Source organism: Nocardia nepalensis (assembly GCF_048910785.1).
GTDB classification, from domain to species: Bacteria; Actinomycetota; Actinomycetes; order Mycobacteriales; family Mycobacteriaceae; genus Nocardia; species Nocardia nepalensis.
In genome coordinates this window covers 373,324-385,600 of record NZ_JBKBET010000005.1, presented here as the reverse complement: position 1 = coordinate 385,600, position 12,277 = coordinate 373,324, and the positions used below count along the sequence as shown (strand labels likewise).

Genomic DNA, 12,277 nt, shown 5'->3' with positions numbered 1-12,277 from the left:
GGATTGGAAACTGAATGAATCTCCGCAGCACCACCGCGGCTGCCTCGTTGGTCATCGGCGTGATGACCATCGGTCTGGGGACCGCGCATGCCGAGCCGGTCGCCCCGGCTGATCCGGGCATCACCTACTCCGTCAAGTTGGTGGACAAGACAGTTGTGGCGGCGCTCAAGGGGGGAACCTTCTCGCTGACCGAGGAGGCCGGCGCCACCGCCGAAGATCCGAAGACCACGGTCGCCAACGTCCGGGACGGCAAGGGCAACACCCTGGTCTCCTTCCCGCTGAACGTGGACGTCGACGGCAAGCTCGTTCCGGTCAAAGCGGATATGAAGAACGACGGCACCGTGCTCGAGGTCACCCCGGAAAAGCCGGCGGATCTCGCGGTGTCCGATAAGCCGGTTGTCGCGAAGCCGGTTGTCGCGAAGGAAGTCGCGTCGCCGATCGAGAACCAGCGCGCGCAGAACGAGTTCGCGAGCAACTTCGGCATCGCGACCGCGGTCGGTGGGTTCATCGGTACCGCGATCGGTGCGATCGCTGGCTGCATCATCAGCCTTCCGGTCGGCTGCCTTCCCGGTCTGGTGACCGGTGCCGGCATCGGCGGCATCCTCGGCACCATCGCCGTCGGCGGTCCGACGCTGGTTGCTGCGGGCGTCGAACTGCTCAACACCATCCAGGCTCCGGACGGCACCACCAAGTGGGCCGAGAAGCCGGTGGCGGCGACGGCCCCGGCCCAGCAGCCGAACTGATTCGAATCCGATTCGAACGAACTCGACCGGCCCGCTCTCATCCGAGAGCGGGCCGGTTTCGTATTTCAGGCCTGACGTTCGCGCAGATCCAAACTGCCGCTGAAGGATTCCTCGCCCTTGCCGCGTCCGAACCGTCCGAACGAACGCTCCGCCATCTCGAACGAGCCGTCCTCGCGCACCAGCAACACCGTGCTCGCCCTGGTCCCGTGCATCGAGTTGGCGATGAACCTGGCCGAGAGCGTGCGCTCGCGCCGCAGCGGAACTCCGGTGTGCGGCAACAGATCATCGGGCGCCTCGGCGCGGTCGGCCAGCACCTCGAAGTAGCCCGCAACGTTTCCGGGATCCGATTCGACCACCGTGCGCAACTCGGTGAGGCCGCTGCGCACCTTTGGCCAAATGGGTTGGGGCGCCTCCAATCCCGCTGTGCCGCCCGGTGCGGCCGAGGTCACGAAGGTGCCGTTGGATACGCCGTGGAAGCCCGGTGTCAGCTCCTGCGGCGGCAGCGCGCTGCGGTTGGAATGCCACCACAGCGATTCGAGGTCGGAGACCAGCACGTTGTATCCGTTGTAGTCGTCCGGTGCGGCGGCGACGTCGAGGACGTAGTTTTCCGGTCCGGGGAAATCATCGCTGGCGTCCGCACCGCGCAGGAAGTCCATCAGCAGCGCCCCGCGCGAACGCACATCGGTGCGTTCGCCTTTCGGGTTGCGGACGTTGGTTACCGTGGCGAATCGATTGCGCCCCTTCGCTTCCCGCGTCAAGCCGAGCCAGGTGCCGGGCGGGTCGCCCGCCTGTGTGCCGATCGCCCCCAGATCGCGCCCGGCCAGCAGGCCCGGCACCTCGGACCACCACCGCATCGACTCGGTCGGGCGGGAGTAGAACTCGTCGCGGTTGGCCGCGACGATCAACCGAAACTCCGGATGCACCCGCCAACCGATCAACACCAAACACATGCAGTCCAGGATGCCGGAACATGGTGACGGCCCACAGGGCATTCGGGCGCGTTCAGCCGCGCAAGGTCGGTGAATCGCCCGTAGTGACAGCAAAAAGGCCGACAGCGTCTGCGCTGTCGGCCTTTCCGAGCCTCCGGGTAGACCGGGGTTGGTTCGGGCTCAGTTATTGACCTTCAGGCCCGGGTTGTCCGAAAGGACCACGCTGACCGGCTGCGCGAACAGCTGCGGCGTGTTGCCGGTGAGGGCGCCGATCAGATTCGGGATCTCGCAGATCGGGTAGTCGGCCACCGACGACGCGCTGGAGATGCCGAGCGCGAGCCGGCCGGTCACGATCGCGCCGCCGCTGTCACCGGGCAGGGCGCAGATGTTGGCGGAGAAGGCCTGGGTCAGCTCCCGATCGCCGACCTGCACGGTCTGGTCGACGGCGTTGACGATGCCGCAGCTGAAGCCGGTGCGCGAACCCGACTTGCAGACCGGAGCGCCGACCACCGGAACGGCGACACCCTCGATCGCGACGGGCTGGCCGGGCTGGCGCACGAAGTTGTTCGTGAACCGGTCCTTGGCCTGGTCGTTGATCCGGATGATCGAGTAGTCCTGTGCACCGAGCACCGACTTCTGGAAGGTGCCCAGCTGCGCACCGGGCCGATCGCCGTTCAGTTCGAAGACGCCGGACGCGTTCGCCGAACCCGCCGACGGAATGTCGGGGTTGCAGTGGCCCGCGGTGATGTTCACGACGTTGCCCGACCGGTCGGTGCCATTGAAGCCGAACGAGCACCGCAGCGACATCCGCCCGGCGATCGAGGCGAAACCGTCGCCACCGGCCAGCGGGCCGGTCTGCATCGCGCCGGCGACCGGGGTCGTCTGCAGCTGCTCACCGGCGACCGGCGGCGCCATCACGATGACCCGCGAGGGATCGATGAAGTTCGGCATCGGCAGACCGGCCTGTTCGACCCGCACCGCGATGCTGTTGTTGACGGTATCGACCACAACGCCGCGCACCAGTGCGGAGACGGCTTCGGGCTGACCGTCGAGCCAGCGCTCGAACGCGCTCTTCTCACCGCGCAGCGCCGCCTCGCTCTTGGCGACATTGCGGACCTCGAACCCGGCCGATGTGGCGGCCTTGCGGGCCTCCTCGGCGCCGGGACCCTGCGCCAGCGCCACCACTGCCTTGCCGCCGTCATCGAGCCATGAGCCACCGAAGACCTGCGGGAACTGGCGCTGCGCCGAGGTGGCGAAGGCCGCGACCTGCTGGGCCAGATCAGCGCGGTGCAGGTACTCCTCGGGTGAGATCTTCAGATCGCGCGCGACCGCCGCGATCAGGTCGGCGGGCAGGGCGGGCTGGTCGGGTTGGGCGTTCGCTACTGCCGCCGTTGGACCGAACAGCAGAATCGCCGCCGAGGCGGCGATTACTGATTTTCGGACTCGGGTCTGTCGCGCAGCTGATCGGAACTGACCTATACGTGGCAGGAGCATGCCCATACCTTAAGGTGTCGGGCCGGTTATGCCTACTTATGTCGGATTGTTGTTCGGCCCACTGCGAAATCGGCAGCTGGCGTGGCGGAAAGTTGGTGTGCCACAAGCGGTCTTAGCCGGCGTTCGGCCGGGTACGCACCTCGATGCCATTGCCGATGCCGCCGCCCGAGGACGCATCGATATCGGCCAGGATCGAGCGGATCGGGATGCCGAGCGTCGCCGTGCCGCCGTACTGCGCCAGTGCCATATTGGCCTCGTTGCAGTCCGGCGCGTCCGCGGCATTGGAACCGCTGGTGATGCCGAGGGCGAGGGTGCCCGTGACGATCGCGCCGCCGCTGTCGCCGCCGAGGGTGCAGGCCGAGCTGGCGAAGCCGCGCACGGTCTTGCTCACGCCCTCGGAGGTGTAGAGCTGGGTCTCGACCCGATCCGCCACCACGAATCCGCAGGTGAACGTAGAGGACTGGCCCGATTTGCAGACAGGAGCGCCGGTGACCGGCTCGGCGGTGCCGGTGATGGTCAGCGTGGTGCCGTTGGCCCCGCGCACCGACGGCCGGTCCATGCCCGCGTTGACCGAGCGTTCGTTCAGCTTGATGACCGAGTAGTCGAGCGCGGTCGGGCCGCCGAGGCGCGCCTGCACGAAGCTGCCCAGCTCGATGCTGTTCGGGATGTCCTTGATGTTGGGCAGGTAGACCGAGGCGTGCTGGTCGGCCTTGTCGATATTCGGATCGCAGTGGCCCGCGCTGATATTCAGCGCGTTACCCGCCGCGTCCACGCTGTTGAAGCCGAACGAGCAGACATCGACGCCGCGCAGCGAGGTGTCCTTCAGCGAGGTCGGTGCGGTGATATAGGTGTCGCCGCCCATCGGACGGCGCTCGACCGGGCCGCCGCTGTTGGGCGAGAGGATGACCTTGATATTTGCGATCAGGGTCGGCAGGTTCAGCGCGTGGCCGACCGGTGTGTTGGCGACCGACATCACCAGCTGGCTGTTCAGGAAGTCGACCGCGACGGAGTTGATCGCCTGGGCGATCTCCTTGGGCAGCGTGTTGATCCACTGATTCAGCTGTATCAGGGAATCCTCCAGGCTGGTCGCCGAGACCGGGGCCAGGTGCGTCTGGTAGCCGTCGGCCGCGGCGATCTTGGCGGCTTCGACCGAGGTGACCGCGACTACCGGCTTGCCGTCGGTGCCGATCCAGGCGCCCGCGTAAGTGTCGGGGCGCTCGTTGCGGAAGGAGTGCGCGTATTCGCTGAGCTGCTGGGCCTTGGCGGAGCGTTCCAGATACTCCGCGGGCGTCATCTTCAGATCGCGGGAAATGGCCTGCACCAGTTCGGGCGGCAGGTCCTCGGTGGTCAGCTGGTCTGGTGCTGTCGGTTCGGCCGAAGCGGTGGTGGTGACGAGTAAGGGTGCGATGAAAACGGTCGCGGCGAAACCAATCGAGGCTGCCTTGACCGCGGCGCTGCGCGCCACCAACTTGCGCATGAAGTCCCTTCGTCGGCACGAGGTGTGCCAGCTACGTCCGTGGGCCATGGACTGGTTCCGTTGGCGCACAGTCTTCGTCCAGCAACAGACGTGTTGCCCGCAAATTTTCCGACAACACCGGTCAGCCGATCACTTTAAGGCACAAACCGGGGTAGGTCCCTACTAAATCAACGAGGAGTTGGGAAGTCGAACGTGTACTGCGGTTCCCACGGCTGTGGAGTCCAGCCGGGAGCGGTCCACATTGGGAACTGAGGGCGTGTCGTCGTGGTTCGACTCGGCCGGGTGGTGCTGGGCGGTGTCGTGCTGGGCGGCTCGGTGGTGGTCGGCGGCGGAGTCGTGGTCGGCGCCTCGGTGGTCGTCTCCGGTTCGGTACTGGTGATAACCACGGGCGGCTCGGTGGTCGGGCTGGGCACGGTCGGGAGGTTCACCGGTGGATTCGGACCGGTCGGGGTCGTCGACATCTGATCGGACTTGGCATCGCGCACCGGCGGCACCGGGGTCGCGCCCGGATCACGCAACAGCACCGCGACGCCGAATCCGCCGAGCACCAACCCGATGGCGGCCGCGACCGCGATCAGCAGCGGCGTGGCGCGACGCGTCTTGGGGGTTTCGGCGGCGGTCGCGGGCGCCTCGACGGCGGTCGGTGCGACGACCGGTTCACCGACCGGCGCGGGCAGCGGTTCGCCGATCGGAATCGCCGCCGAATAGGCCTGCGGCTGGGCATCGGGCGCGGGCACCGTCGGGATGACGTCGGTGACCACGGTCGAATTCTCGGCATTGGTCGGATCCGGCGGTGTCGCGCCGGCGGGCGTGGCCAGTACCGCGGCCAACGCGGCTCGCGCGGCGTCGTAGGCGTAGGACTGCTCCGGTGCGACAGCGTCACTGCCCGGCAGATCACCCTCGCTGACCAGCAATACCGAGCGCAGGCCCAGGTAGTCGAGGGCCTCCCGCAGCGAGAGCACGTACTGCGACGGCCAGTCGGCGGGGTGGGTCGCGTAGAACTCGGCGGCGCCGTTCAAATGTTCGGCGGTCAGATTGATCAGGCAGAACAGTGCCGTCGCGACCAGATCCTCGGCCCGGTAGGCCTCGCCGGCGTCGACGGAGATACCGGCCGGATTGCCGACCGCGGAGGCGAAACCGGTGATCGAATGCGAATGACCGGCCGGGGCCGGCCCGCCGAGGACGGTGTCGCCGTCGTCGGACATGTGCAGGATCGACTCGCGGACTATGAACTGCGATTCGCCGCTATCGGTCACGATGGCCGCTGTGCAATTGTCCTCGGCGATGCGCAGGCCCACCCCAGTGGCCATCCTCAAATACCTCGCTTCGGCGTCACGGATCGGCCCGCACCGCAATCACACCAGCAGCGAGCCGTGTCCCATGGCGCGGAGCATCGACAATAACTCCGAGCGGGAACGGGCACCGATCCGGCGTCGGATCCGGGCGACATGATGTTCTACCGTCTTGGCCGAAATGTACAGGCGAGCGCCGATCTCCCGGTAGGTCAAACCGAGTAGGACGAGTTCGGCGACCTCGCGTTCGCGGTCGCTGAGGATCGCGGCGTCCGGGACGGGCTCCGGGGTCGCGGTCGGCCCCTCGCCGTTCGTCGCGGCGGGTGCGGGCGGGCGCACCGCCTGCTCCTGCGGCCGGGCGTCGGCGCGGACGGTCCTGGCCAGTTTGAGCAGCGTGGTCGCGGTGGCGGAATCGGCGGCCGCGAGCGCGGCCTCGCTGGCGAGCCGGGCCGCGTCCCAGGTCAGGCCGATCTCGCTGAGTCCGGCGACGGCCGCCTGCACCGGGGCCGCGGCGACCTGGCCGCGCAGGACGAGCACCCAGGTGCGGCCCGCGTCGGCGAGGATCGCGGCATGCCGGTCCCCGGCTTCGGCCGCCGCCTTCAGCAGCCGGGCGTGCGGGAGCAGTTCCTCCGGACTTTCGTGCGCGATCGCGGCCTGTACGCCGTACCAATGGAAGGCATTGGCCCAGGCGGGCGGCTGGTCCAGCCGTCGCAGCAGGGCCAGCGAGGCATCGACCAGCGGCGCGATCCGGCGCTCGTCGCGCAGCCGGATGCCAGCGAGCCACAGCTCGCCGATCGGCAGCAGCGTGAGCAGGTCGGCGTCGACATCGTCGAAGAGCGGATAGGCGGCCTGCCAGGCGCGGGTCAGCGCGGCATGATCGCCGCCGCGGCGGGCCAGACCGACCGCGACACCGTGCGCGAGCAGGCGGTCGCGGATATCGAGTGAATCCGGTTTCAGCGCGGCGACCGTGGTCGCTGCGGCCTGCTCGTCACCGCCGAGCATCGCGGCCCAGGCGGCGAGCACCTGCAGTTGATGGCAGCGCAGACCGCTGGTGGTGGCCCGGCGCAGCGCCTCACCGGCGCGGCGGGGTTCACCGGTGCTCAGGCACAGCAGCGTCGCGATGGAGACCGCGGTGCACGGCAGGAACCGATCGGTGCCCGCATCGGCCTGCGCGGCCTGGATGAGTGCGGATACCGCTGGGGCGGTACCGGTCTCGTGTTCGACGATGGTGCGGGCGAGGGCGCTGGCGATCAGCCGCGCGTGCGCGTTGGCCTCGGTCGGCGGCCACTGCGTCGATGATTCGGACAGCTCCGCCGCGGCGGTCGCGTCACCCGCGAGGTACTGCACGGTCGCGCCGACCGCCCAATCCGCGCCGACCCGATGTGCGCCGAGCCAGGAGTACAGCTGGGCGGCGCGGCCGACCAGACCGCGTCGGGTGAGCACGGCCGCGCAGATCCGCACGGCCGCGGCCAGTTCCGCGCCGGAGACACCCGGGCGCGCCAAGACCGGTTCGGCCAGCCGCATGGCCGTATCGCCATCGCCGGTGCATGCGGCCGCCTCAGCCCAGCGCAGCGCGATCACATCCGGATCGGCGCCGCTGGCCGCGGCGGCGGCGTAATAGCGGACGGCCTCGCGTCCGGCCTTTTCGGCTGCGGTGCAGAGGAATTCGGCCAGTCGCTGGTCGCGGACGCCGGACTCGGCGAGCAGTAGCGCGGTGTGATCGCGCAGCAGGCCCGCGTCCAGCCGCGCATTGAGCAGGCGGCGTTGGACGGCGACGAAACGGCGATCGCCGAGCAGGGTGCGCAGCGGCGTGACGGCGGGTTCCAGCAGCAGATCGGCATCGGTGACCAGGGCGCTTGCCCTGGCGCGGTCGATAAGGGTCTGGGCCGCAGCGGTTTCCACGCCGAGAACCTCGGTGAGTTCGGTGGAGTCCAGACCGGTGCCGGTGGTCGCGACCACCAGGGTCTCCAGCAGATCCGGCTCGAGATTGTCCAAAAGGCCACGGGCCCATGCGGCGACGGCGTCGTCGACCGCGCGGATCCCGGCGTCGAGGCGGGCCGAGCAGGCGGCGGTCAACGCGGCGACCACGCCGCCGCGGCTGCCCGCGGTCTGCCGATGGATGTGCTGGGCGACCGGGCGCGGCACCGCCATACCCAGTTCGCGGGCGAACGGCGCGATATCGGAGACGCCGAGTGCGCGCAGATCGGCGACCCGGCCGCGGCGGGCGACAGTGTCGCCGAGCGCGCGCAGGTGCGGGTCGTGCGGGCGCGGCTGGGTCGCGATGATGACCGTGTAGCGGCCGGATTCGATGGTCGCGCAGAGAGAATCGAGATGGGCATCGCTCAGGGTGTGCGCGTTGTCGATGATCAGGGCCGGACGTGGGGCGAGGGTGTGCGGGTGCGCGCCGTTGCCGGAGCGAATGGCATGGACGGTGTTGAGTTTTTCGGTCGTTCGGGTGCCGTGGCCGCTGCCGGTGGCATGGTCCGCGCTGTTGGCGCGTAGCCGATTGGTGTTCGAATGGCTGTCGGCGTGTTGCCGGTCCGGTTCGTGGCCGAGCACCTTCGGATGCGCGCCATTGACCGAGTCGATGTGCGGCGCGAGGTGTTCGGGTAGCACCGGATCGTCTTGGAACGGGATGCCGTGGGAACGCAGCCGGGCCCGGATCACCGAGAGGAGGGTCGATTTGCCGGAACCGGAGCGGCCGCGGATGAGGTAGACGACCGGTTGCCGGTCGGCGGTGTCCAACTCCCGGAAGATCTCGCGTGCGCAGGGCAGCGTGTCGAAGGCGATATCACCCATTATCTGCCTCCGGGAATTTTGGGCAGCGCGGATACGACGCCGCCGACGGTGTCGCCGAGGGTGTCCACGGCGCCGGTCGGGAAGGAAGGCGCCGTCGGCAACTGCGGTTGGGGCTGCGGCTGCGTCGTGGGCTGCGGTTGGGTTGTGGGCTGTGGCCGTGGCTGGGTGGCCGGAACATCCGGCGACGGCTGCGGGGCGGGTGCCGGTTGGCCGGGGGCCGATTGACTCTGTGCCGGCTGACTCTGGGCGGGTTGGCCGTCGGTGGTCTGGCTCGGCGTCGACTGGTCGTTCACCGCGGCGCCGGTTGCCGTGGTGCGGGAACCGGGTTGTCCCGCGGTGGTTTTCGGTTGGTCCGGACTTCCGACCGGCGAGTCCTTCGCGGATGTCGTCGCCGCGTCGGAGGTGCTGCCGCCGTTGGTGACCGCGACGACCGATGCGCCCGGCGCGTTCTTTTGATCGTGGCTCGCGGGTCGATTCGTCCCCGACTGCGCGGTGGTGCCGATGGCGACGGTGCCGGTGGCGAGTGCGCCGATCACCAGTGCCGCGCCCGCGATGATGGCGGCGCGCTGGCGGCCGCTGAGCCTGCGGCGGGACCGGTCACGCGATTGCCGCAAGGTCCGATTGGGCACGGTCTCGCTGTCGTCGGCCGCGGCCCTGCTGGTTATGCGGGCGCTGTTCGCGGCGTTCTCGACCCGTCGCGGCACCGTCGGAATTTCCGTGGTCTTGGCGATGCCGACGGCCATGGCCGCCACCGGGGTGCGATCCACCGTGGCGGACAGCAGATCCGCGGCCAATTCGGCGGCGCCGAGTGCGCTGGTCAACCCCGGCTCCGGTGCCGCGACCACGGGTAGCCCGAATTCGGTCGAGACCAACTCGGCCACCAGCGGGATCGCGCCGCCACCGCCGGTGAGCAGCACCCGGCCGATATCGCCGATATCGAGTCCGGCGCGATGTACCGCGTCGCGGATGAGGTCGATCGAGGTCAGCAATGGCCCGCGGAGTAGATCCTCGAGTTCGCCGCGGACCAGACGGATGTTTTCGGCGTGGTGATCGGCCGGGTTCAAACGAACCGGGACGACTGTGGCGGTATTTGTGGAAAGCTCTTCTTTCGCATATCGGCAGCGATCGCGCAATGCCGACAATTCCCGTTCGATCACCGGATCGAACGGATCGAAATCATTTCCCCGTAGCGCGTTAGCCAGGACATAGCGCATGGTCAGCAGATCGAATTCCGCGCCAGCGACATCGGTGGTCCGCAAGGGGGTGCCGAGCACCGCCGCCTGCACGCCGGTACGCACGACGGAGACGGTGAGACCGGATGCGCCGAGGTCGTAGACGACCACCGCGCCGTCGCCGAGCGGGCCGTGCGCGGCCTCGAGCCACCGCACCGTCGCGGTCGGCTCCGGAACCAGCGTCACCTCGCGCAGACCCGCGCGATCCAGGGCGGCCCGCTGCACGTCGACGGTATGGCGCGACCACCATGCCGGATGGCAGGCGACCGTGGATTGTGCGACGTCGAATCCGATCTCATCGATGAGGCATTCGACCGCGGTGGCCACGAGATCCGCTGCGGAGTGGGCGGTTCCGTCTTCGGCGAGGATATCCACCGGATCGCCGACCCGGGCGAGGAAACCCTCGAGGACGACGTCATTGGAGTGCCTGCCACTGGGGCGGGCGCCACTCCCGAACGCGGGTGCTGCCTCCGGAGTGAGGCGCAACACACTCGGATGGGCGATGACAGTGCCGCCGGAGTGGCTTCTGTCATATTCGCTGCCATCCCCCGGGGTCGCCACGGCGACCGAATTCGACGCTCCGACATTGATGCCGAGCGCCAGACGCTCTGTCATTCGAGAACCCCGTTCGAAAACTATGTGGCCCGGTAGTCGCTGTTGTAGTTCGGGAAGGGGCGGAGTGGACGTGCCAACCGCAACACTTCTGTCGGTTGCTGGGCGTCCGCCGTTACTGAGTCGGGGAAGTTGCGGGGAAATTCCCCTAATGGTTCGGGTGCCCCTAACGGTGAGCTGCGGTGCGCAGTAGGGGTGCGCCCCGTTTCGAAGTAACACTTGACGTCCCTAGCGTGAAATGCATTCCAACGACTGCGGATCGCGAGGGTCCGCTCATCCAGGAGATGATTTCGATGACACCCAACGCGATTCTGGAGTTCATTCTCAACCTGCTCCGCGACCATGAGGCCGCGGTGGGTTACTGCGCCAACCCCGGACAGGCACTGGCCGCTGCCGGTTTGCCCGCGGTCACGCCGGAGGACATTGCCGCCGTCGCCCCCATGGTCGCCGAATCGGCCCTGATCGCGGGCGGCTCGCAGCTGTCGGCGATCGTGGCGGCCGGTGGTGCGGGCGCGGCCGACGCGAATGCCGCGGCGAACGCGAATGCCGCCGCCGCGGTCGGTGTCGGCGCGGCCGCCGACGCGGGCGTCGACCTCGGCTCCGATGTCGACCTCGGCGTCGACCTCGGTCTCGGCGTCGGCACCGGGCTCGATCTGGCCACCGGCCTCAACGGTGCGCTCGGGGCCGGTCTGCAGGCCGGAGCCGACCTCGGCGCCGGCCTCGGCGGCATTGTCGGCGCGGGCGCGGGCCTGACCGCCGGTCTCGGCGGCGTTATCGACGCCGGCGTGCAAGCCGTGACCGGTCTCACGGCTGGCCTCGGTGGCGCGCTCGGCGGCGGTGCGCAGGCCGGAGCCGATCTGGGCGGGGGCCTGCATGGCGCGGTGGATGCCGGAACGCAGGTGGGCACCGGCCTGGACGCCACCATCGGCGCGGGCCTGAACGGTGCGCTGGGCGCGGGTGCGCAGGCGATTTCCGGCTTGGAGGCCGGGTTGTCCGGCGGTCTCGGCGCGGGCGGCGAGATCGGGGCCGACCTCGGCGCCGGGCTGAACGGCGTCATCGGAGCCGGTACCGACCTCGGCGCTGGCGCCCAGGCGGGCGCCGATCTCGGCACGAGCCTTTCCACCGGCCTCAGCGGTGTGGTCGGCGCGGGCACCGAAGCCGCAGCGGGCCTCGGTGGCGCTGTCGGTGCTGGCGGTCAGGTCGGCGCGGACCTCGGTGCCGGCCTCGGCAGCGATCTCGGCGCGGGCCTGTCCACGGGTATCGGCGGCGCTGCGGAAGCTGGAGCCGGTCTGGGCGGCAGCCTGTCCACCGGTATCGGTGGTGCTTTCGATGCTGGCACGCAGGCGGGTGCCGATCTTGGTGGCAGCCTGAGCAGCGGTATTGGCGGTGCTTTCGACACTGGTGTGCAGGCGGGTGCGGATCTTGGTGGCGACCTGAGCAGCGGTATTGGCGGTGCTTTCGACACTGGTGCGCAGGCGGGTGGCGATTTCGGTGGCAATCTGTCGACTGGTCTGGGTGGTGCTGTGGGTGGCGGTGCGCAGGCCGGTAGTGATTTCGGTGCGGGGCTGTCCACAGGTATCGGCGGTGCTGCGGAAGCTGGAGCCGGTCTGGGAGGCAGCCTGAGCAGCGGTATCGGTGGTGCTTTCGACACTGGTGCGCAGGCGGGTGCCGACCTTGGTGGCAGCCTGAGCAGCGGTAT

Annotated in this window: 8 protein-coding genes; 2 read left to right on the top strand and 6 right to left on the bottom strand. The window is 69.0% G+C overall.

What is annotated here, in order from left to right; translation table 11 throughout:
• Nucleotides 1–14: 14 nt before the first annotated feature.
• The gene (locus ACHQ4I_RS06115; protein ID WP_420770671.1) at nt 15–743 is read left to right on the top strand and encodes a DUF8020 domain-containing protein; all 729 of its coding nucleotides are present in this window, start codon (nt 15–17) and stop codon (nt 741–743) included.
• A 65-nt stretch (nt 744–808) separates the two neighbouring features.
• Here ACHQ4I_RS06115 and ACHQ4I_RS06110 read toward each other — a convergent pair whose 3' ends face one another.
• The 6 genes from ACHQ4I_RS06110 to ACHQ4I_RS06085 all read right to left on the bottom strand — a co-directional run bounded on the left by ACHQ4I_RS06110 (nt 809) and on the right by ACHQ4I_RS06085 (nt 10,581).
• On the bottom strand, nt 809–1,693 hold the full coding sequence (locus ACHQ4I_RS06110; RefSeq protein ID WP_420770670.1) for an NRDE family protein: 885 nt from the start codon (nt 1,691–1,693) through the stop codon (nt 809–811).
• Between the two features lie 159 nt (nt 1,694–1,852).
• Nucleotides 1,853–3,166, bottom strand: coding sequence for a S1 family peptidase (locus tag ACHQ4I_RS06105; RefSeq protein WP_420770669.1), 1,314 nt, complete (start codon nt 3,164–3,166; stop codon nt 1,853–1,855).
• Between the two features lie 112 nt (nt 3,167–3,278).
• Nucleotides 3,279–4,643 (bottom strand): S1 family peptidase, encoded by a 1,365-nt coding sequence (locus tag ACHQ4I_RS06100; RefSeq protein WP_420770668.1) that lies wholly within the window; start codon nt 4,641–4,643, stop codon nt 3,279–3,281.
• Between the two features lie 167 nt (nt 4,644–4,810).
• Nucleotides 4,811–5,953, bottom strand: a complete 1,143-nt coding sequence (locus ACHQ4I_RS06095; protein WP_420770667.1) for a hypothetical protein — start codon at nt 5,951–5,953, stop codon at nt 4,811–4,813.
• A gap of 45 nt (nt 5,954–5,998) precedes the next feature.
• On the bottom strand, nt 5,999–8,734 hold the full coding sequence (locus tag ACHQ4I_RS06090; RefSeq protein ID WP_420770666.1) for a LuxR C-terminal-related transcriptional regulator: 2,736 nt from the start codon (nt 8,732–8,734) through the stop codon (nt 5,999–6,001).
• Nucleotides 8,734–10,581, bottom strand: a complete 1,848-nt coding sequence (locus ACHQ4I_RS06085; RefSeq protein WP_420770665.1) for an Hsp70 family protein — start codon at nt 10,579–10,581, stop codon at nt 8,734–8,736. The genes ACHQ4I_RS06090 and ACHQ4I_RS06085 overlap by 1 nt, the downstream gene beginning before the upstream one ends.
• 290 nt (nt 10,582–10,871) lie before the next feature.
• On the opposite strand from ACHQ4I_RS06085, the gene ACHQ4I_RS06080 reads away from it, so the two are divergent.
• Nucleotides 10,872–12,277 (top strand): IniB N-terminal domain-containing protein (locus tag ACHQ4I_RS06080; protein WP_420770664.1); only part of this gene is annotated, 1,406 nt, incomplete at its 3' end.

Excerpts from the sequence above, each read along its gene's own strand:
- ACHQ4I_RS06115 (WP_420770671.1), top strand. The coding sequence starts at position 15 with ATGAATCTCCGCAGCACCACCGCGGCTGCCTCGTTGGTCATCGGCGTG.
- ACHQ4I_RS06110 (WP_420770670.1), bottom strand. The coding sequence starts at position 1,693 with ATGTGTTTGGTGTTGATCGGTTGGCGGGTGCATCCGGAGTTTCGGTTG.
- ACHQ4I_RS06105 (WP_420770669.1), bottom strand. The coding sequence starts at position 3,166 with ATGCTCCTGCCACGTATAGGTCAGTTCCGATCAGCTGCGCGACAGACC.
- ACHQ4I_RS06100 (WP_420770668.1), bottom strand. The coding sequence starts at position 4,643 with ATGCGCAAGTTGGTGGCGCGCAGCGCCGCGGTCAAGGCAGCCTCGATT.
- ACHQ4I_RS06095 (WP_420770667.1), bottom strand. The coding sequence starts at position 5,953 with ATGGCCACTGGGGTGGGCCTGCGCATCGCCGAGGACAATTGCACAGCG.
- ACHQ4I_RS06090 (WP_420770666.1), bottom strand. The coding sequence starts at position 8,734 with ATGGGTGATATCGCCTTCGACACGCTGCCCTGCGCACGCGAGATCTTC.
- ACHQ4I_RS06085 (WP_420770665.1), bottom strand. The coding sequence starts at position 10,581 with ATGACAGAGCGTCTGGCGCTCGGCATCAATGTCGGAGCGTCGAATTCG.